Source organism: Aquabacterium sp., from assembly GCF_004297345.1.
GTDB lineage: Bacteria > Pseudomonadota > Gammaproteobacteria > Burkholderiales > Burkholderiaceae_C > Aquabacterium.
In genome coordinates, this window is the sequence record NZ_SCTN01000056.1 from 1 (window position 1) to 20,560 (window position 20,560).

22 protein-coding genes are annotated in these 20,560 nt (G+C 62.2%); 15 read left to right on the plus strand and 7 right to left on the minus strand.

Going from position 1 to position 20,560, the window contains the following annotated elements; all coding sequences use genetic code 11:
* The 5 genes from bamC to fliE form a co-directional block, all read right to left on the minus strand.
* On the minus strand, window positions 1-802 hold an 802-nt coding region (gene bamC, locus EPO09_RS01665; protein WP_290639528.1), incomplete at its 3' end, for an outer membrane protein assembly factor BamC.
* A 59-nt stretch (window positions 803-861) separates the two neighbouring features.
* A complete protein-coding gene (gene dapA, locus EPO09_RS01670) occupies window positions 862-1,743 on the minus strand; it encodes a 4-hydroxy-tetrahydrodipicolinate synthase (protein WP_290639530.1) in 882 nt (293 codons plus the stop codon).
* A gap of 51 nt (window positions 1,744-1,794) precedes the next feature.
* Window positions 1,795-1,929 carry a hypothetical protein gene (locus tag EPO09_RS01675; protein ID WP_290639532.1) on the minus strand — a complete coding sequence of 45 codons (135 nt, stop codon included), beginning with the start codon at window positions 1,927-1,929 and terminating at the stop codon, window positions 1,795-1,797.
* On the minus strand, window positions 1,926-3,194 hold the full coding sequence (locus EPO09_RS01680) for an MFS transporter (RefSeq protein ID WP_290639534.1): 1,269 nt from the start codon (window positions 3,192-3,194) through the stop codon (window positions 1,926-1,928). Before EPO09_RS01680 ends, EPO09_RS01675 begins: the two co-directional genes overlap by 4 nt.
* Before the next feature lie 141 nt (window positions 3,195-3,335).
* On the minus strand, window positions 3,336-3,686 hold the full coding sequence (gene fliE, locus EPO09_RS01685) for a flagellar hook-basal body complex protein FliE (protein ID WP_290639536.1): 351 nt from the start codon (window positions 3,684-3,686) through the stop codon (window positions 3,336-3,338).
* Window positions 3,687-3,944: 258 nt separating this feature from the next.
* On the opposite strand from fliE, the gene fliF reads away from it, so the two are divergent.
* From fliF to EPO09_RS01760, 15 genes are all read left to right on the plus strand, one after another.
* Window positions 3,945-5,600: a flagellar basal-body MS-ring/collar protein FliF gene (fliF, locus tag EPO09_RS01690; protein ID WP_290639568.1), complete on the plus strand. Its 1,656-nt coding sequence runs from the start codon at window positions 3,945-3,947 to the stop codon at window positions 5,598-5,600.
* 20 nt (window positions 5,601-5,620) lie between these two features.
* Window positions 5,621-6,616 (plus strand): flagellar motor switch protein FliG, encoded by a 996-nt coding sequence (gene fliG, locus EPO09_RS01695; RefSeq protein WP_290639538.1) that lies wholly within the window; start codon window positions 5,621-5,623, stop codon window positions 6,614-6,616.
* Entirely contained in the window at window positions 6,603-7,703 is a 1,101-nt protein-coding gene (locus EPO09_RS01700) for a FliH/SctL family protein (RefSeq protein ID WP_290639540.1), read from the plus strand. The genes fliG and EPO09_RS01700 overlap by 14 nt, the downstream gene beginning before the upstream one ends.
* The gene (fliI, locus tag EPO09_RS01705) at window positions 7,700-9,130 is read left to right on the plus strand and encodes a flagellar protein export ATPase FliI (protein WP_290639542.1); all 1,431 of its coding nucleotides are present in this window, start codon (window positions 7,700-7,702) and stop codon (window positions 9,128-9,130) included. Before EPO09_RS01700 ends, fliI begins: the two co-directional genes overlap by 4 nt.
* 56 nt (window positions 9,131-9,186) lie before the next feature.
* Window positions 9,187-9,672, plus strand: a complete 486-nt coding sequence (gene fliJ / locus EPO09_RS01710; RefSeq protein WP_290639544.1) for a flagellar export protein FliJ — start codon at window positions 9,187-9,189, stop codon at window positions 9,670-9,672.
* Between the two features lie 38 nt (window positions 9,673-9,710).
* Window positions 9,711-11,153: a flagellar hook-length control protein FliK gene (locus tag EPO09_RS01715; RefSeq protein WP_290639546.1), complete on the plus strand. Its 1,443-nt coding sequence runs from the start codon at window positions 9,711-9,713 to the stop codon at window positions 11,151-11,153.
* Window positions 11,154-11,293: 140 nt separating this feature from the next.
* The gene (gene fliL / locus EPO09_RS01720; RefSeq protein WP_290639548.1) at window positions 11,294-11,941 is read left to right on the plus strand and encodes a flagellar basal body-associated FliL family protein; all 648 of its coding nucleotides are present in this window, start codon (window positions 11,294-11,296) and stop codon (window positions 11,939-11,941) included.
* 45 nt (window positions 11,942-11,986) lie between these two features.
* Window positions 11,987-12,988: a flagellar motor switch protein FliM gene (gene fliM / locus EPO09_RS01725; protein WP_290639550.1), complete on the plus strand. Its 1,002-nt coding sequence runs from the start codon at window positions 11,987-11,989 to the stop codon at window positions 12,986-12,988.
* Window positions 12,981-13,463: a flagellar motor switch protein FliN gene (fliN, locus tag EPO09_RS01730; protein ID WP_290639552.1), complete on the plus strand. Its 483-nt coding sequence runs from the start codon at window positions 12,981-12,983 to the stop codon at window positions 13,461-13,463. The genes fliM and fliN overlap by 8 nt, the downstream gene beginning before the upstream one ends.
* 15 nt (window positions 13,464-13,478) lie before the next feature.
* The gene (locus EPO09_RS01735) at window positions 13,479-13,832 is read left to right on the plus strand and encodes a flagellar biosynthetic protein FliO (RefSeq protein WP_290639554.1); all 354 of its coding nucleotides are present in this window, start codon (window positions 13,479-13,481) and stop codon (window positions 13,830-13,832) included.
* Window positions 13,833-13,921: 89 nt separating this feature from the next.
* Window positions 13,922-14,614 (plus strand): flagellar type III secretion system pore protein FliP, encoded by a 693-nt coding sequence (gene fliP / locus EPO09_RS01740; RefSeq protein ID WP_290639570.1) that lies wholly within the window; start codon window positions 13,922-13,924, stop codon window positions 14,612-14,614.
* Window positions 14,615-14,629: 15 nt separating this feature from the next.
* Window positions 14,630-14,899, plus strand: coding sequence for a flagellar biosynthesis protein FliQ (gene fliQ, locus EPO09_RS01745; protein WP_290639556.1), 270 nt, complete (start codon window positions 14,630-14,632; stop codon window positions 14,897-14,899).
* 27 nt (window positions 14,900-14,926) lie between these two features.
* Window positions 14,927-15,688 (plus strand): flagellar biosynthetic protein FliR, encoded by a 762-nt coding sequence (gene fliR, locus EPO09_RS01750; protein WP_290639558.1) that lies wholly within the window; start codon window positions 14,927-14,929, stop codon window positions 15,686-15,688.
* Between the two features lie 33 nt (window positions 15,689-15,721).
* Window positions 15,722-17,185 (plus strand): alkaline phosphatase family protein, encoded by a 1,464-nt coding sequence (locus EPO09_RS01755; protein WP_290639560.1) that lies wholly within the window; start codon window positions 15,722-15,724, stop codon window positions 17,183-17,185.
* 42 nt (window positions 17,186-17,227) lie between these two features.
* Window positions 17,228-19,231 (plus strand): DNA topoisomerase IV subunit B, encoded by a 2,004-nt coding sequence (locus EPO09_RS01760; protein WP_290639562.1) that lies wholly within the window; start codon window positions 17,228-17,230, stop codon window positions 19,229-19,231.
* A gap of 11 nt (window positions 19,232-19,242) precedes the next feature.
* Here EPO09_RS01760 and EPO09_RS01765 read toward each other — a convergent pair whose 3' ends face one another.
* Both EPO09_RS01765 and EPO09_RS01770 read right to left on the minus strand, forming a co-directional pair.
* A complete protein-coding gene (locus EPO09_RS01765; RefSeq protein WP_290639564.1) occupies window positions 19,243-19,680 on the minus strand; it encodes a phosphate ABC transporter substrate-binding protein in 438 nt (145 codons plus the stop codon).
* Between the two features lie 13 nt (window positions 19,681-19,693).
* Window positions 19,694-20,560: hypothetical protein (locus EPO09_RS01770; RefSeq protein ID WP_290639566.1), on the minus strand; the 867-nt coding region annotated here is incomplete at its 5' end.

A 20,560-nucleotide genomic window follows, 5' to 3' on the forward strand; every position in this document is an offset into this window, starting at 1 on the left:
CGTTCATGCGCGCCACGTTTGACGTGGGGGCTGCGGGTGCTTCGCTGGTCTTGTCAGCCTTGATGGCAGTGGCAGCCTCTTTGCTGCCACCCAGCTTCACCATCAGTCGAGACAGCATCTCGGCTTCCAGGTTGGGGTCGCTGGGGCGGGCGCGCCACTGGGTGCGGTCCTTCTTGCTGTCTTCGTATTCTTCCACCAGGCCCTTGTGGCTGATGTAGATCTCGCTGCCTGTGGCCGTGCGTTCGATGCGTGTGCGGTACAGATCGCGTTCGCCAGTGTCATACAGCAGATCGAAAACACGGCCCAGCGCCTTGCGCACGGCGCCATCTTGCGGCACCTTGGCCTTGTTCTCAGACCAGTTGGTTTCCAGCACGCCAGCCTCGGGCTGATCTGTGGTCAGCTCAAAACCGATGTCTGTCCAGAAGGTGCGAACCTGATTCCAGATCTGCTCGGGTGGCTGGTTGACGGACAACCAGCGCATCTGGCCTTGACGTTCCAGCTTGATGCCCTGACCCTTGTTGGGTGCGATGTTGCTTTGAGGCGCTTCGGCTTTGTCGCTGCTGCGCGTCAGGCTGCTGGCCGAGACCGTGGCGGCAGGTGCCTGGCCAAAGCGGGTCTGGCCGGGTAGTTGGCTCAGATCGGGCGGCACATCCAGGCGCACCGTTTGCGTACCGCTGGTGCGGTAATCGATCTTGTCGCCCGACAGGGTTTCACTGATGGAAGAGCAGCCGGAGGTGGCCAGCGCAGAAGCCAGCGCAGCACCCAGAACAATGGTGGTCTGGTGACGTTGTTTGATCGACATGGGGTAATCAGGTTCTGGCCCCGGCGCTAACCGGGGAGGGTGTCAATGGTCGAGGGTGCTCAGAGCACGCCAACTTCACGCATGGCCGCTTCAACCACTGCCTGCGAAGACTCGCCCAGTGGCGTCAGGGGCAGGCGCAGCGTACCACCAACTTTGCCCATTCTGGCCATGGCCCACTTCACAGGGATCGGGTTGGGCTCGATGAACAACTGTTTGTGCAAGGGCAGCAACTTCATGTGCAGTTCGACGGCCCGCTTGGTGTCCTGCGCCATCGAGGCTTTGCACAACTCAGCCATGTCGCGTGGCGCCACGTTGGCTGTCACGCTGATGTTGCCGTGACCACCCAGCAGCATGAGCAGCGCGGCAGTCGGGTCGTCACCCGAGTAGATCGAGAATCCCTTGGGCGCCTGCTTGATCAGCCAGGCGGCGCGCTCCAGGTTGCCAGTGGCTTCCTTCACGCCGATGATGCCGGGCAACTGAGCCAGGCGCAGCGTGGTTTCGGGCAACATGTCGGCCACGGTGCGGCCGGGCACGTTGTAAAGCACCACGGGAATGTCCACAGCTTCGGCGATGGCCTTGAAGTGCTGGTACATGCCTTCTTGCGTCGGCTTGTTGTAGTACGGCACGACTTGCAGGGTGCAATCTGCGCCGACCTTCTTGGCAAACTGGCTCAACTCGATCGCTTCTTGCGTGGAGTTGGCACCGGCGCCAGCCATGATAGGCACGCGTCCTGCAGCCTGTTCGACTGCTACGCGGATGATTTCGCAGTGCTCTTCAACGTTCACGGTGGGCGATTCGCCCGTGGTGCCGACTACGCCGATGCAGTTGGTGCCTTCTGCGATGTGCCAGTCGATCAGTTTGCGCAGGCCGTCGTAATCGACGCTGCCGTCTGCGTGCATGGGGGTAACCAGTGCAACGATGCTGCCAAAAATGGGTTTCATGCTGATTCCTTCAATCCTGTGATTCTACTGGGCGCCGAGGGGCTTGCCGTGTCAGATGCAGCTCCAGATGCGGGCGGCCAGATCAAAGGCCAAGTCGGGTTGCCCATACAAACAGAAGACGGTGGCCAGCGCCGCCACAGCCAAGGCGATCAAGCCAAGTTGTTGCCAACGGCTTCGGCCTTTCATGTGGATTGCAGCTTGGCCCTGGGCTGACGCTGCTCCTGAATCGGCAGATTGATCAGGGCGGCCAGCACACCCAAGGCGATGGCCAGCCACCAGACCACCTGGTAACTGCCAGTGAAGTCATACAGGCGGCCCGCCAGCCAGACGCCCAGAAACGAGCCAATCTGGTGGGAAAAGAACACGATGCCGCCCAGCATGGACAGGTGCCGGATGCCATGCATCTGGGCCACGATGGCATTGGTGGGCGGCACAGTGGACAGCCACAGCGTGCCCATTGCTGCGGCAAAGAGGCTGACGCTCCAGGCCGACAGCGGCGCCATGATGAACAGCAGCATGGTCAGGGCGCGCAGGCCGTAGATGCTCGAGAGGATCCAGTTTTTGCGCAGTCGGGCCCCGAGCGCGCCGGCGGCGTAGCTGCCCAGCACATTGAACAGGCCGATCAAGGCCAGGGCGGTTGTGGCGACCTCGGGTGCCAGTTGGTGGTCCTTGAGGTAGCTGGGCAGGTGCACACCGATGAAGGCGAGCTGAAAGCCGCACACGAAATAGCCGGCGGTCAGCAAGAGGTAGTCGCGGTGGCCGAAGGCTTCTTTCAATGCCTGACTGGCCGATTGCTGTGACGCATGGGGCGCGGTATGGCCTGGGCCCGGCGCACTGGCTGTTGCGGCTCTGAACTCGGCGCTGAAGCGCTTTTCTCGCAATCCGAAAGCCAGAGGGCCGATGACCAGTGCCGTTACGGCCAGTATGAGCAAGGCGGAGGACCAGTCCATGGCGTGCAGCAAAGCGCTGGCCACCGGCACCATGAGGAACTGTCCGAACGAGCCGGCCGCTGCGGTGATGCCCATGGCCATGGAGCGCTGCGCCAGCGTGACGTTGCGCCCGACCACGCCAAAGATGACCGTGTAGGTGGAGCAAGCCTGGCCCAGTCCAATGAGCACGCCGGTCGTCAGCACGAAGCTGAGGTGCTGGTTTGTCGTGGCCATGCCCAGCAGGCCCAGCGCGTAGAGCAGGGCGCCAGACCACAGCACCTTGAAGGCCCCGCTGCGGTCGGCCCACCAGCCGATGAGGGGGCCAGAGGCGCCCCACACCAGGTTCTGGATGGCCATGGCCAGCGAATAGTCCTCGCGTGTCCAGCCATGCGCCATGGTGATGGGTTGCAACCACAGGCCAAAGCTGTGCCGGATCCCCATGGACATGGTGACGATCAGGGCGCCGCACAAAAGCAATTGCCCCATCGGGATGGGGCGATCAGAAGACGCCAACTGATTCATGTCGGGTTGAATTTGGGTGGGTGATGCGCAGATCTTGGCATGCCTCCGCCCATATTGCAGCGACCACCATGGATCCGGCTTCGCCGGTCCATCGGTGGTGCCCCCTGAGGGGGCGCGCGCAGCGCGTAGGGGGGAGCCCTTCTACACCTGCATGTTCATGATGTCGGTGTAGGCCTGCACCATCTTGTTGCGTACCTGCACAGCGGATTGGAAGCCCAGTTGCGCCTTTTGCATGGCGACCATGGTTTCTTCCAGACTGACAGTGGGGTTATCGAACTGAACCTCGCGCTGCATGGTCGCCGCCGTGGCTTGCGATTTGCTGATCGAGTTCAGCGCGCTGCTGAAACTGGTCTGGAAGCTGGGTTTGTCAACCGCCGAACTCTGTCCGGCGGCCTCGGCGCGGGTCTTGGCTTCCACCCGACGGGCAACGTCGGCCATGCCTGCCTTGGCGGCGGCCTGTGCGAAATCGAAGGGTTTGAGTTTCAGATCCATGATGCCGATAAGCCTCGACAAGGGTTGATTCAGTTCACCACGTTCTGGAATGTACGCATCCCTGGGCGGTGCCATGCTTGGAAGAGGGCGGCATTTGACTGGCTGTTTCCGGCACTTTTACCTCTCCTGACTCCGAATAATGGGGCTGTTACGGCGGGTTTGTTGCATCGTATGGTTTCGATGCGCGGCCCAACGCTTCGACCGCCCATGGAAGTCACTGTCGCACAACCCACCTCTGTTGCTGTCGCCTCACCTGGCATGGTGATCGACAACGCTCAACCCCCTGGATTCGTTCAGCGGGTCATGGCCCTGCCGATGCAGCGCAAGCTGATGTTGGCCGGGGGTATCGCTGCGATCTTTGCCATTTTTGTGGCGATGATGATGTGGGGGCGTGACGGCGATTACCGCGTGCTCTACGCCAATCTGTCCGACAAGGACGGCGGTGCCATCCTGGCCCAGTTGCAGCAGATGCAGATCCCTTACAAGCACGCAGATGGCGGTGCGGCGATTCTGGTGCCGGCCGACAAGGTGCACGACGTGCGCCTGAAACTGGCCTCTGCCGGGCTGCCCAAGGGCTCGGTCGTGGGCTTTGAACTGATGGAAAACCAGAAGTTCGGTGTGACCCAGTTCCAGGAGCGCCTGAACTTTCAGCGCGGACTGGAAGGTGAGCTGATTCGTTCCATCCAGGCGCTGGCCAGCGTGCAAAGTGCCCGCGTGCACCTGGCGCTGCCCAATCAAAATGGCTTTTTCCGCGAGCAGCAGAAGGCTTCCGCCTCCGTGGTGTTGACGCTGTACCCCGGTCGTACGCTGGATCGTGGGCAGATCGCCGGCATCGTGCACCTGGTGTCGTCCAGCGTGCCGGAGATGTCGCCCAAGGCGGTGAGCATCGTCGATCAGAGCGGTGCCCTGCTGTCCGGCCCACAAGAAGGGGCGGATCAATCCGGTCTGGACGCGCAGCAGTTGCAGTACGTGCGCCAACTGGAAAGCAACTACACCCAGCGCATCCGCGACATCCTGGAGCCCGTGGTCGGCAAGGACAATCTGCGTGCCCAGGTGACGGCCGAGCTGGATTTCTCGCAGGTGGAATCCACGGCTGAGGAATACAAACCCAATCAAGGCCAGCAGGCGAGCGCTTCGATCCGCAGCCAGCAGACCACCGAGCAGATGGGGCAGGGCAGTGCCACGCCTTCCGGCGTGCCGGGCGCCGCCAGCAACCAGCCGCCCGTGCCTGCTACTGCACCTGTCAACGGGGCCTCCCAGCCCTTGCAGGCGGCGCAAGGCGGTAGCACCGGAGGCAACAGCCGCCGTGAAGCGGTGACCAATTACGAAGTAGACAAGACCGTGCGTGTGGTCCGCAATGCCACGGGCAATGTCAAGCGTCTGAATGCTGCCGTGGTGTTGAACCACCGCACCGTGACGGACGCCAAGGGCAAGACCACGACTCAGCCTATCCCTCAGGAAGAGTTGGACCAGTTGACCGCCCTGGTGCGCGAGACCATTGGCTTTGACGAGAAGCGCGGTGATTCGATCAAGCTGATCAACACGCCTTTCCAGGTCACCAAGGAAGAACCCGATACGACGCCGCTCTGGAAGCAGCCTGAAACCGTGGATCTGATCCGCACACTGGCTGTGCCCGGCGCCCTGACGCTGGCCGCCCTGATTGTGGTGTTTGGCGCCATCCGCCCAGCCATCAAGGCTGCACAGCCCGTACCGCTGACCGAGGAAGAAGCTCAGAAGCAAGGCCTCAGCGCCGTGGTCGATGACGCAGAAGAGCTGCCCATTGCGCACGAGGCTGGTCACATGCCTCAGCTGGAAGGCCCCGCCACCGACGAGCGCCTGGAAGCTGCCCGAGCTTTTGCCCGCGAGAACCCGATGGCCATGGCCAACGTGATGCGCGGCTGGATGAACAACTGATCGAGAAGGACGCTTGAGCCATGGATGAACAAGGTGTCGAAGACGCAGCCATCCTGTTGATGTCTCTGGGCGAGGAAGAGGCCTCTGAGGTTTTCAAGCATCTGGAGCCCAAGGAAGTGCAGTGCCTGGGTGAAACGATCGCCAAGCTCAAGACCGTCAACAAGGACCGCGTGGGCTCGGTGCTGGATCGCTTCTCCAAGGAATCGACCGAGATGGGCATGCTGGTGCCCGATACCGACGAGTACATCAAGTCCGTGCTGCGCAAGGCGCTGGGCGATGAAAAGGCCAATCTGCTGATCGACCGCATCATCCAGGGCAGCGATGTCACGGGTATCGAGAGCCTCAAGTGGATGGACCCGGGTTCCGTGGCGGAACTGCTGCGCAACGAACACCCGCAGATCGTGGCGGCCATCCTGGTTCACCTGGATCCGGATCAATCGTCCTCGGTACTGAAGTGCTTCACGGACCGCCACCGCAACGAGGTGATGGTGCGCATCGCCACGCTGGACGGCATCCAGCCCACCGCCTTGAAGGACCTCAACGAGGTACTGTCTCGCGTGCTGGCCGGTGGCACGCAGTTGCGCAAGGCCTCGCTGGGCGGCGCCAAGCCTGCTGCGGAAATCATCAACCTGATGGGCTCCAGCCTGGAGACCTCGGTGCTGGACTACATCCGCGAAGCCGACGGCGATCTGGCGCAGAAGATCATGGACAACATGTTCACTTTCGACGACCTGATGAAGCTCGACGACAAGGGCTTTCAGTCGCTGCTCAAGGAAGTGCAGACCGAATCGCTCATCATCGCGCTCAAGGGGGCGACGCCCGAAATCCGCGAGAAGGTGTTCAAGAACATGTCCAGCCGTGCGGCCGAAACGCTGCGCGAAGACCTGGAATCGCGCGGCCCGGTCAAGCTGTCCGAGGTCGAAGGTGAGCAAAAGGAAATGCTCAAGATCGTGAGACGCCTGGCAGACGAAGGTCAGATCCAGTTGGCCAGCGGAGGCGACGATGAATACGTCTAAGCCGAATGTGCCGCCTTCCGGCGGTTCGGCTTCCAACCCCACAGGCGGTTCGGCGGGCGGCGCAACAGGTGGCTCCGCGGCAAATCCTTACACGCGCTTCATTCCGCGCGAAGAATTGGGCTCGTTTTCAGCCTGGGCACCAGAGACGTTCGAGCAACCAGCCAGATCGGCCAATCCGGAAGAGGGCGGTGTGCGCAAGCCAACGCTGGCCGAGCGCGCCGCCGCCGAAATGCGCCCGGCCATGAAGCCCAATCCTGCAAGGCACGCGCCTCAGGCTACGGGCGCTCAGGCAGGCCCGGCGGCTGCGGCTGCAAAGCCTGCTGCCATGGCTTCGGCCAAACCTGCCCCCGTCAAGCGCCCCATCGTGGGCGGCGTGCCTGGGCAAGCTGAGGCTGAGGCCAAGGCGGCGGAAGCACCTGCTGCGCCACCAGCGCCGAATGTGGATGAACTGGTTCGCGAGGCCCGCCAGACCGGTTACCAGGATGGCTACCGCAATGGCCTGGCTGCGCTGGAAAGCTACAAACAGACCCAGGCCGCCCAGATGGCCGCCTACATGAGCGATCAAGTTGGTGTGCTGGCCTCGGATTTCCACCATCGCCTGGAATCGCTGGAGCAGCAGTTGGCTGGCCGCATTGCCGGTGTGGCGCTGGAGTTGGCCCGCCAGGTGGTGCGCAGTGAGCTGCAACAGAACCCCGAAGTGGTGGTGGAGGTGGCCGAGCAGGCTTTGACCACGCTGCTGGCTTCGGCCCGCCAGATTGTGCTGCGCCTGAACCCCGACGACCATGGCCTGGCTCAGGCCCAGTTGACCGAGGTGCTGGCAGCGCGAGGCGCCCGCATGGTGCCGGATGCCAGCATCACGCGCGGTGGTTGCATCGTGGAATCGGACATTGCAGTGGTGGATGCCTCGGTGGAAGCCCGCTGGGAGCGCGCCGCCGCCTCGATGGGCCACAACGCGCCGTGGAACAACGGGGCTGAGGCGCACGGCTCGACCGAAGTGCGCTTGCCTGAGGGCGAAGACGAACTGGATGAATGGCCTGAGAGCGAAGCCGAAGCATCGGCTGCGCAACGTGAGGAGGGTGAAGTATGAACATGCCCATTCGCGTCCACAGTGATGTGGCGATGGACCGCTGGAATCGCTTTCTGGATGACCTGGATGCCTGCGCCGGCGCGCGTCTGCCGCTGGAAAACCAGGGCAAGCTGGTGCGTGTGGCTGGGCTGGTGCTGGAGGCCGCCGGCCTGCGCCTGCCCGTAGGCGCCGTGTGCGAGATCCACTCGGAAACGCGTCTGGAATCCACGCCGGTGCTGGCTGAAGTGGTCGGGTTTGCGGGTGACCGCGCCTATCTGATGCCCACGGCGGAAGTGCATGGCTTGTCCAGCGGCGCCTGCGTGGTGCCACGCACCATCCCCATCAACCCGCCGATTCTGGGCCGGCCCAATCACCCCTGGCGCCGCAGCGAAGATCGCACGCGCCACCTGCCCGTGGGCAGTGGCCTGCTGGGCCGCGTGGTGAACGCCCAGGGCGAACCGCTGGACCGCAAGGGCCCGCTGCACCATGTGCGCAGCGAGCCGCTGGCCCGTCGTCCCATCAACGCGATGGAGCGTGATCCCGTTCGCCAGCCCCTGGACACCGGTGTGCGTGCGATCAACGCCATGCTCACGGTTGGGCGTGGCCAGCGTATCGGCTTGTTCGCTGGTTCAGGCGTCGGTAAGTCGGTGCTGCTGGGCATGATGGCCCGCTACACCCAGGCCGACGTGATCGTTGTGGGCCTGATCGGCGAACGGGGCCGCGAAGTCAAGGAATTCATCGAAGACATCCTGGGCGAAGAGGGCCTGGCCCGCTCGGTCGTGGTGGCAGCACCTGCTGATGCGCCGCCCTTGACCCGCATGCAGGGCGCTAGCTACGCCACCGCCGTGGCAGAGCATTTCCGTGATCAGGGCTTGCACGTGCTGCTTTTGATGGATTCACTCACCCGCTATGCGATGGCTCAGCGTGAAATCGCCCTGGCGATCGGCGAGCCGCCGGCTACCAAAGGCTACCCGCCATCGTGCTTTGCCAAGCTGCCCCAACTCGTGGAGCGCAGCGGCAACGGCCTCAACGGCCACGGCTCGATCACGGCCTTCTATACCGTGCTGTCCGAAGGCGATGACCAGCAGGATCCGATTGCGGATGCCGCTCGCGCCATCCTGGACGGTCACATCGTCTTGTCGCGCGAGCTGGCTGAGTCAGGCCACTTCCCGGCCATCGACATTGAGCGGTCCGCATCGCGTGTGATGCACAACGTGGCCGAAAGCCAGCACATCGACGATGCGCGGCGCTTCCGCCAGTTGTGGTCGCGCTACAGCAAGGCCCGCGATCTGATTCAACTGGGCGCGTACACGCCCGGCGGCGACCACGACCTGGATCTGGCTGTCCGCCTGCACCCGCACATGGTCAACATGCTGCAGCAGGACATGAGCTCGCCGGCTCACATGCACGACAGCGTGGGGGAGCTCCACCAGATCGTGACCGCCTGATCAAACCACTTGGTCATGCCAGTTAGTTGAGCCCGAGAGGGCAGGGAACAAGGTTCATGAGTGCCAATTCATCGCTGCTTGTAGTTCTGGAGTCTGCGGAAAAGGCGAGAGACGAAGCCGTGGCCGAGCTGGAAGGCGGCAAACGTGCCTACGACGCTGCGCGCCAGCAGGCGCAATCCCTGTTTGACTGGCGCAGCGAGTACCAGAAACGCTGGCAGTCTCAATTTCGCCAGGTGGGTGGAATGGAGATCATGCGGTGTTATCAGGACTTCATGCAGCGATTGGCCGAGGCCATTTCGGATCAGGATAAGAAGGTGGAGCTGGCTCGCTTGTATATGGAGCGGTGCAGAGCTTCGCTGATTGAGCGCGAGCGCAAGGTGGCCGCCGTGGCTCAATTGATGGACAGAAGGCTGGTCGAGCTTCAAGCCAAGCAGAACCGGCAGGATCAAAAAGCCACCGACGAAATCGCTTCGCGCGCCGGTCGATCAGGTTTGGGGCTGGGCGCAGGCGGCTCTCCGCTGGCATCCGGTTCCATCGGCTGACAGCGGGTTGGATCGGCTTTTCAGACAAGGATCGCATCATGGCTACACCGATCAAATCGACGACCGCCTCTGCCAATGCGCCCGGCGTGAACGGCGTGTCTCCTGCCATCAACGACTTGTTGGCCCGCTTTGGCGCACAAGGTGATGGTCAAAGCCAGCAGGCGGCGTTTTCTCAGTGGATGGACAAGCACGCCATCGTTTCTTCCGGCGCAACCGCGTCGGAGGGCAATAACGCGATCAAATCGCCGGCTCCTGCTCACAATGGCTTGTCCGCCTCAGCGGCAGAGCAGGCCATGCTGCGGGCACGCCAGCAGGCTGCCATGGCCACGCGTCCGGTACAGACATCGGCGCAGGCTCCATCGCAGGCACAAGCGCGCGTCAACAAGCCAGACGATGATGGCGCCTCTGCAAATTCAAGCGCATCGACCAAGTCTGCTTCTGTACAGGCCGGCAAGAACACGAAGTCGGCCGACAAGGCCACCAAGTCGGGCAAGGCTGATGGTGAAGATAAAGCCGAGAACGCCAAGGATGACGACAGCGTCAACTTCACGACAGCGCTGGGCGATGGCTCGGCCGTGGTGCGTGAATTGACGCCTCCTTCCACCATCCAGCCGGGTGATTCTGCCGGCATGATGGCTTGGTTGGCCAGCCTGACGCATGGCGATCTGGCACATGGCAAGGCCGCCGATGCCGCGACGGGGGCGGCGGGCGATTCGACAGCCCAGACTGGCGCCGCGCTGACCACCAATGACGGCTCGGCCAAAGATGCCGCCTTGCTTGACGCCAAGGGCGCCGCCGCTGGCGCGCAAGGTGCCGTCACGCTCGACAATGCCCTGTGGCAAAACGTGAGCGCCAGCGCCGCAACCCAGGTTGAGGCGTTGATGGGGCAGTCTGGCAAAAGCCTGGACGGACGCGCCGATGGGGATCCGCTGGCCGGTGTGCTGCCAGGCAGCCTGACCGGTGCTTCGCTGGGCAACCCACTGGAAGGCAAGGCAGCTGTGAGGCATGAATCCGCCACCTTGCCCACACCCGTGAACTCACCGGATTTCGCCCAAGCTCTGGCTGAAAAGGTCAGCATGTGGGTGGGCTCCGCCAAGGACGACGGCACCATGACCGCCGAGTTGCACCTCAACCCGGCTGAAATGGGGCCCATCAACGTGAAAATTTCACTCGATGGCCAATCTGCTCAGGTGGACTTTGCTGCGGCGGCGTTAGAAACGAGAAAGGCCATCGAAGCCAGCCTGCCCATGCTGTCGAGCGCCCTGAGTGATGTCGGGCTGAACATGACGGGTGGCGACGTCTCCTCGCAGACGGCGCAACAACAGTTCAGCCAGGGTTCTGCCCAGGCGCAAGGCGGCACAGGCCGCGCACATGGTGCCGCTGGCGGCGGCGATGCCGATGCGGGTGCAGATCCCGTTGGTATGCGCCCCGTCAACGCACCTCGTCCCGGCCGCCTGGGCGGTCTGGACCTCTACGCTTGAGGGCAATCCAAGGCCGCCGCTGGGAATCAAACGGGTTTCACATCGTTTATTGATCCATTGCGACGGCGCTGACTTCGAATAATCCACTCATGACCTCGTGCATTTTTGGCACCACGTCATGAACACCAGGAGATACGCGAATGTCAGCAGCCCCCGCCGCCGCCCCGGCTGAAGGCGAAGCCCCCAAAAAGGGCCCCAAGAAGCTCATCATCATCATTGCTGCCGTCGTCCTGCTTCTCGTTCTGGGCGGAGGCGGTGCCTTCTTCATGATGAAGAAAAAGGCCGCTGAGGCCGAAGCTGCCGCTGCAGCCGAGGATGAAGACGGCGGCGGCCATGCCAAGCCTGCCAAAGAGGCCAAGAAGCCCGAGCACGGCAAGGGCGAGCATGGCTCGCCACCGGCCTTCGTGCCTCTGGAGCCCTTTGTGGTCAACCTGGCCGATCGCGATTCCGAGCGTTTTGCCCAGGTCGGCATCACCCTGCAGGTGGACGACCCCCACATGGCCGAAGAGATGAAGGCCTACATGCCCGCCATCCGCAACGCTGTGCTGCTGATCTTGTCGCACAAGTCGTCAGAGGAGTTGCTCACGACCGAAGGCAAGACAAAGCTGGCCAATGAGATCCGTCGGGATGCCGCTCGTGCCATGGGTTACGAGATCGAGGATCCGGAAGACGAGGACACGGCTGCCGAGGACGAAGCCCCCAAGAAAAAGAAAAAGAAAAAGAAGAAGGCGGTCGAGTCCTACAACCCGATTGTTCAAGTGCACTACTCGAACTTCATCATCCAGTGATGTCTATCTGAGCCTCTTGTCAACGGTCCCGGAAGTCCTCAGGCCATGAACCAGCAAATCCTCTCACAAGACGAAGTTGATGCCCTCTTGCAAGGCATCACCGGCGAGAGCCAGAAGTTGGAGCAGGAAGAAGCGCCCAAGGAAGGCATTCGTGACTACAACCTGGCTCAGCAAGAACGCATTGTGCGTGGGCGCATGCCCACGATGGAAATCATCAACGAGCGTTTTGCGCGCAACATCCGCATCGGCTTGTTCAACCTGATCCGTAAATCGCCTGAAGTGTCGGTAGGCGGCATCAAGGTGCAGAAGTACAGCGCCTTCCTGCGCGAGATCGTGGTGCCCACGAACTTCAACATCATGGCTGTGCGCCCCTTGCGCGGTTCAGGCCTGATCGTGTGTGATCCGACCCTCGTGTTCGGCGTGATCGATGCGCTGTTTGGCGGCGTCGGCAAGTTCCACACCCGCATCGAAGGTCGTGATTTTTCGGCCACCGAGCAGCGCGTGATTCATCGCCTGGTTGAGGTGATCACCGCCGAGTACAAGAAGTCCTGGCATGGCATCTACCCGGTCGAGCTGGACTACCAGCGCTCGGAAATGCAACCCCAGTTCGCCACCGTGGCCACGCCCAGCGAGATCGTGGTGTGCTGCTCGTTCACACTGGAAATCGGCGATACCAGCGGCACGATCCACATCTGCATTCCCTACGCCACGCTGGAGCCCATCCGCGACATCCTGTTCTCGTCCATCCAGGGCGATTCAGCCGAACCGGATCGCCGTTGGGTGAAGTTGCTGACGCAGCAGATCCAGTCTGCCGAGGTGGACCTGGTGGCCGAGCTGGCCCACGCCCCTGCCACCGTTGAGCAGTTGCTGGCCTTCAAGCCGGGTGACTTCATCGAACTGGATCTGGAAAAAATCATCAAGGCCAAGGTGGACGGTGTGCCCGTCTTCGATTGCTACTACGGCACTTCGAACAACAAGTATTCCTTGCGTATCGACAAGCTTTTGACCGCCGGCAACATGAGTTGGCTTGGAGACCAGAATGTCTGAAGAATTCCCACCTGAAGGCGAAGCCAATGCCGAGCAGGACGCCATGGCCGCCGAATGGGAGGCCGCGCTGGCACAGCAGGCCTCCACACCTCAGCCAGACATGGACGATTTCGCCAGCGCCGCTGCCAGCGAAGTGACGAATGCCCAGGCGCAGATGACGCCAGCTGCCTTCGCCAACTTTGCGCCTTCGCAGGCCAGCTCGGCGGGCAACGACATCAGCATGATCCTGGACATCCCGGTTCAGCTGACTGTGGAGTTGGGCCGCACCCGCATCCCCATCAAGAACATCCTGCAACTGGCGCAAGGCTCGGTGGTGGAGCTGGACGCCATGGCCGGTGAACCGATGGACGTGCTGGTCAACGGCTTCCTGATCGCGCAGGGCGAAGTGGTGGTGGTCAACGACAAGTTCGGTATCCGTCTGACCGACATCGTGACGCCGTCTGAACGCATGCGCCGCCTCAGCAAGGGCAACTGAACAGGATCGACACAGATGCCTTCTACCGGTTTGACCGTGGTCTGGTTTCTGGGCGTTGTCGCCCTGATTCCCCTGACGCTCTGGGTTCTCAAACGCTCGGGCCTGGCGACAGGCACGGTTGGCGGCGCACAAGCGCTGATCAAGCCTGTCGGGCAACTCAACATCGGGCCGGGCCAACGCCTGGTAACCGTGGAAGTGGGCAGCGGAGATAGCCGCACCTGGCTGGTGCTGGGCGTGACCGCGCAGCACATCAATACCTTGCACACGATGGCACCGCAGTCCGCACCATTGAGCGCCGATGTGGCCACGCCGTCATTCACCAATTTGCTGCGCCGCTCGTTGGGCCAGCAAGACAAGGGGCAGGGCTGATGCGCGCGCTGATGACATACCAGGCCTGGATGGGCCGCATCGCCACGCTGGCCGGCTTCTTGACTGTCACCTTGGGCAGCTCGGCCGCCATGGCGCAAAACGCAGGTGGCAGCACCTTGCCTTTGCTGGTGGGGCAGGGCGCAGGTGGCAACAGCTACTCCGTGCCCGTGCAGACCTTGCTGTTCTTCACGGCACTGAGCTTCCTGCCTGCCGTGCTGCTGATGATGACGGGCTTCACCCGCATCGCCATCGTGTTGAGCCTGATGCGTCAGGCCATCGGCACCCAGGCCGCGCCACCCAATCAGGTCGTGATCGGGCTCTCGCTGTTCCTGACCATGTTCGTCATGGGCCCCACGCTGGACAAGGTCTACAAGGACGCTTACGAGCCTTTCGCCGCCAACCAGATCAGCTTCAACGAAGCGCTGGAGCGTGGTCAGGGCCCCATGCGTGGTTTCATGCTCAAGCAGACCCGCCAGTCTGATCTGGGCCTGTTCGTCAAGCTGGCCAAGCTCGAAGGCGATGTCAAACCCGAGACGGTGCCTTTCCGCGTGCTGGTGCCGGCCTTCGTGACCAGCGAGTTGAAGTCCGCTTTTCAGATTGGCTTTCTGATCTTCATTCCCTTCCTGGTGATCGACATGATCGTGGCCAGCGTGCTCATGAGCCTGGGGATGATGATGCTCTCGCCAGTGATGGTGGCCTTGCCGTTCAAGCTGATGCTGTTCGTGCTGGCCGATGGCTGGAACCTCTTGCTGGGCTCATTGGCTGCCAGCTTCGTGCAGTAAGGAAGAAGGTAGAACATGGATCCGCAACAAGTACTGACCTTCAGCCGTGATGGCCTGCTGACCCTCTTGACCGTGTGCGGCCCCATCGTGCTGGTGGTGCTGGCAGTAGGGCTGGTGGTCAGCATTTTCCAGGCCGCTACCCAAATCCACGAACAGACCCTGTCGTTCGTGCCCAAGCTGCTGGCCGCCTTTGCCACACTGGCTGTGGCCGGCCCGTGGATGATGAGCAAGCTGGTGGAATACATCCAGCAGGTGCTGCAGTCGATTCCTTCCGTGGTGGGCTGAGGGCCCGCCGCAGCATAAGCCAGGCACATGGTCAGTTTCTCGGAAGCCCAGGTACTGGCGTGGATCACGCCCTGGCTGTGGCCATTCTTTCGCGTGCTGGGCCTGTTCACTTCGGCGCCCGTGCTGTCGTTGAAAGTGATTCCCCGCCGGGTTCGCCTGAGCCTGGCCATCCTGATCGTGATCTGCGCGCAGCCCAGCCTGCCTGAGATGCCGCCCATCGAGCTCAACTCGGCCGGGTCTCTGATGGTGATCGCACACGAGGTACTGATCGGCCTGACCATGGGTTTTGCCGCCCGGGTGGTGTTTGCTGCGATCGAGTTTGCGGGTGAACTGGTCGGCCTGCAGATGGGCTTGAACTTCGCCAGCTTCTTCGATCCTTTGAGCGGCACCCAGGTCACGGCCGTCAGCCGCTTCTACGGCACCACTGCCGCCTGGTTGTTTGTGGTCATGAACGGGCACCTGATGTTGACGGGCGCCGTGCTGGGCAGCTTCCACGCCTTCCCGGTCTCGCCAGAGCCACTGGGTTTTCTCAACATCGTGCAGCCGCAGGTCTGGGGGGCCGAGTTGTTCAAGCTGGGCCTGTGGGTGTCGCTGCCCGTGGTGTCCATGCTGATTCTGGTCAACCTGGTGATGGGCCTGGTGGCCCGTGTGGCGCCGCAGATGAACATCTTCTCGATCGGCTTTCCGATCACGCTGGCCGTGGGCTTCACCGGCCTGTGGCTGACGCTGCCCATGATGCAGGCGCCGCTGACGATGGCGCTGGAGCGGATGATGGGTTACTTCCAGTGAGCTGAGGCGGTTTTGGCGCTAACCTTGGCGTCCATGAAACTGCCATCTCGCCGCTCTTCGATCCGTCCGACGCCTGTGGCCAAAACTGCAGCGAAAAGGGCGTCGTCCCATGTTGCATCGCAGGCTGATGGCCCTACGCGCCGCCAGGTGCTGGAGGGCCTGGTCGGTGCGGGCGTGGCGGGTGCTGTGGGAACGGCGGGCTTGCCGGCCTGGGCAAGCAAGGGCGACAAGCCCGATCAGGCGAACAAGTCAGGCAAGGTGGGCAAGGTGGGCAAGCCGGCGGAGCCAGTCTGGAAGCCGGATCACACGGTCATCGTCATTTTGGAGAACCTCTCCGCGTTTGACGCCACCTCCGGGCAGCGCAAGGAGCGCAAGGCGCCGGTTTTCGATCCGGTGGCGTCTGATTGGAAGTTCTTCAACGAACTGGCCGAGAAGGGCGCACGGTTCACCAATTCGAATTTCGGGCGCACGCCATACAACTCGAATTTGCCAACTCGTTCCAGCCAGCCCAACTACCTGTTTTTGTTCTCGGGCCACAACCAAGGCGTGCTGCCCGCGTGGTTCGAAGACGAGCGCTCGCCCTACAAGGGCGTGGCCCTGCGGGACCGTCGTGGCGAGCTTTTGCCCACCAGCAGCGAAACCAATGTGGGCGTGGCCAACAGCAATGTCCCCAATTCCTGGCTGCCGTTCACGTCACCCAACCTGGGTGCGGCGATTTTGCAAACTGGCGGGACGTTCCTGAGCTTCTCGGAATCCATGCCTTACCCGAGCTGGAACTGCGGTACGGATTCCAGCGTGGCGCCCTGCAGCGCCAATTTCGCCTTCACGGACGATTACCGCCGCAAGCACAATCCGGCCGTGAACTGGACGGACCAGATCAACCCGACCAGCCCCCGTGGCCTCAAGGGCGATCTGGCCAACCACGTGATGCCAGTGAGCGTGAATCTGGCTTTCGAGCCGACGAAGGATCCGGTGCTCAAGCAGAGCTTTCGGGGCTTCAACCGGGATGCCAATGGCAAAACCTTGCCGTTTGACAGCCTGCCCAACGTGGCCATCGTTGTGCCCAATGAGCAGCACGATGCCCACAGCAACTCCGCCAAGGCGGCCGACGACTGGTTGCGTCAGCACATCGGCCCTTACGCCGAGTGGGCGCAAAAGAACAACAGCCTGCTGATCGTCACGTTTGACGAAGACGGCAGTACCGATGACAGCCGCGGTGATGCCTACATGACCGGTACGCATCGGATACCGACGCTTTTCTTTGGCGCCGGCGTGAAACAGGGCGTTGACGATCAGCGCATCGATCACCTGAACGTGCTGGCCACCGTTCTGTGGCTCAATGGGGCGTTGGACCGCTTTCGGGCTGATTTCCGTCAATTCCACAAAGTGATGGATGGATCCGGATCCGAAGCGGAGAAGGAATGGCTCAATTTGCAGCCCATCACCCAGGTGTTTGAACGCACCCCTGTGAAATCCTCGGACAAACCTGCCAAGTAATCTTCCAAGAATCGCCTGACGAAGTTCGTAGAATCGGCGCCCATGTCATCGAAGCCATCCACCAAAGCTCCCAGCACGTCCACCCAGCCTAGCGCCGCCTACGGTGAAGGCTCCATCCGGGTCCTCAAGGGCCTGGAGCCCGTTAAACAACGGCCGGGCATGTACACCCGCACGGACAACCCCCTGCACATCATCCAGGAGGTGATCGACAACGCGGCTGACGAAGCCCTGGCTGGTTTTGGCAAGCGCATCGCCGTGACGCTGCATACCGACGGCTCCGTCAGTGTTGAAGACGATGGCCGTGGCATTCCCTTCGGCCTGCACCCGGAAGAGCAGGTGCCGGTGGTCGAGATCGTGTTCACGCGCCTGCACGCGGGCGGCAAGTTCGACAAGGGCTCGGGCGGCGCCTACAGCTTCTCGGGTGGTTTGCACGGCGTGGGCGTGAGCGTGACCAATGCGCTGTCCACCCGCTTGCAGGTGACGGTCGCCCGCGACAAGCAGGTGGCGCAACTGGCCTTCAGCGGTGGCGATGTGATCGAGCCGGTGACGGTTCGCCCCGCAGCGTCGGGTGACCGCAAGAACGGCACGACCGTGCGCGCCTGGCCGGACGCCAAGTATTTCGAAAGCGCCGAGCTGCCCAAGGCCGAGCTTGTGCACATGCTGCGCAGCAAGGCCGTGCTGATGCCCGGCGTGACCATCACGCTGACCCATGAAAAATCGGGCGATGTGCAGACCTGGCTCTACAAGGGCGGCCTGCGCGATTACCTGACGCAGACCCTCAATACTGATCCCATCATCCCGCTGTTCGAGGGCGAGCAGTACGCCAGCAATTCGGATGACAACTTCGCCGAAGGTGAGGGCGCGGCCTGGTGCGTGGCCTTCACGGAAGAAGGCTCGCCCATGCGCGAGAGCTACGTCAACCTGATCCCTACGGTGGCAGGTGGTACGCACGAGGCGGGTCTGAAAGACGGCTTGTTCAATGCCATCAAGGGCTTCATCGAGATGCACTCGCTGCTGCCCAAGGGCGTCAAGCTGATGCCGGACGACGTGTTCAGCCGCGCCAGCTTCGTGCTGAGTGCCAAGGTACTGGACCCGCAGTTCCAGGGCCAGACCAAGGAGCGCCTCAACAGCCGCGATGCCCTGCGACTGGTGGGCACCTTTGTGAAGCCCGCCATGGAGCTGTGGCTCAACCAGCACGTCGAATATGGCAAGAAGCTGGCCGAGCTGGTGATCAAGCAGGCCCAGGCCCGCCAGCGCGCCGGCCAGAAGGTCGAGAAGAAGAAGGGCTCTGGCGTGGCCGTGCTGCCCGGCAAGCTGACCGACTGCGAAAGCCGCGATCTCAGCCTCAACGAAGTCTTCCTGGTCGAGGGTGACTCGGCCGGTGGCAGCGCCAAGATGGGCCGCAACAAGGAAACCCAGGCCATCCTGCCCCTGCGCGGCAAGGTGCTCAACGCCTGGGAGGTCGATCGCGATCTGCTGTTCAAGAACAACGAAATCCACGACATCTCGGTGGCCATCGGGGTTGATCCCCACGGCCCGAACGACTCGCCAGATCTGAGCGGCCTGCGCTACGGCAAGATCTGCATCCTCTCTGATGCGGACGTGGACGGCTCGCACATCCAGGTGCTGCTGCTCACGCTCTTCTTCCGCCACTTCCCCAAGCTGATCGAGGCGGGCAACATCTACATCGCCCGCCCACCGCTGTTCCGGGTGGATGCGCCTGCGCGTGGCAAGAAGCCTGCGGCCAAGTTCTATGCGCTGGACGAGGGCGAGCAGACCGCCATCCTTGACAAGCTGCGCAAGGAAGGCTGCCGCGAAGGCTCGTGGTCCATCAGCCGCTTCAAGGGCCTGGGTGAAATGAACGCCGAGCAGCTGTGGGACACCACGTTGAACCCGGACACCCGCCGCCTGCTGCCCGTGGCTTATGGCGAGCCTGGCTTTGCCGCCACCGAAGGCTCGTTCAACAAGCTGATGGGCAAGGGCGAGGCCGCGTCACGCCGTGAGCTGATGGAGTTGCACGGGGACGCGGTCGAGATCGACGTCTGATTGCGCCAGGGTCAAAGGGCAAAGACCACTTTGACCTGCGTGTCGACATCCGATTTGTTGATCACGCCGATCACATTCGGATTGTTGGCCAGCAGCTTCTTCAGGTCAGCGCTTGAGCCCAGTTCCTTGGGTCCCTGGCCGCTGCCCGTGAAGGTCAGGCGAGTCCAGACTGCCCGGGCCTGTTGCTCTGTCTTGCCCAGCACCTTGTCGAGAAACTCGTCCTTCTCCGGGCCCTTGTCGAGCAGCGCGGTCAATGCCGCGCCACCCGTTGGCAAATCCTTCGTGCGCCCCAGATAGATGTCTGCAACCTGGCCTTTGGTGAGTGTGTTCACGGGGCTCTTCGCGCCCACGACCACCACCACATCGGCCCTTGCCGACACCACGACCAAAACCAGCAAGGCTGAAGCCAGCCTGACGCCTGTGCGGGCGCCGAACTTGTATGTGCGCATGGCTCGCTCCTTCTTAAAACACGACGTCGTAAGAAATCGCGATGACCTTGGCCGACCCCGCGAAGGGCGTGCCACTTGTCTCGGTCATGCGGTCGTACTGAATCTTCAGGTCTGATTTGTTGGTGAGGTCGTAGCGCAAGGCCACCGTGCTCGTGTGATTGTGGAGCGGGTTATAGATTGGAAATGGCGAGCTTTCCGCGTAGCGACTGAACCCCAGCGTCGGGATGAACTGCCCGATGCGATAGCCCGCATTGATCAGGTAAAACTTGGCCTTGTAGGCGTAGTCGGCCCGATCGGCAATGGCGTACTCGGATCGAATGATCCAGTTGTCCAGGTCGGCGTTCATGGCAATGCCGTAGAACTTCTGCCGTCCGCTGGTGGCGCCGGAAGGCTGCACGACCAACTGTCCAAGGGTCTCATCTGTTTGCTGGAACTTTGACTGCACATAGGTCAGGCGAGTCGTGAACCAGTCCTGATTCAACTCCAGACTAGCGCCGACGATGTTCTTCCAGTCAACGGTTTGCTTTTCATCCTGGATGAGCTTGTAGTAAGGGTTGTTCTTGCTCGACTCACCGCCAGCAAAGAAGTCTTGCCGCACGGCCCAATCACCCAGGCGTGTCTGATAGCGCGCGCTGGCGCCGTTGTAATTCACCACGTCCCAACCATAGACGTCCGGCGCAGGGCGAATGGTGTTGTACGCGTAGCCGATGTCCTGGAAGTCGGAGTAGTAGTACAGAGGGAGTCGTTTGCGGCCTATCTGGAACGTCCAGTCAGACACGCCTGTGTAGCTCAGGTATGCCCATTCCAGCGAGGCTTTCTGGGCACGGTTGAGTCGGCCGGTGACCTGGGCGGTGCCTGAGACGGTCGGCGTGAACTTGGC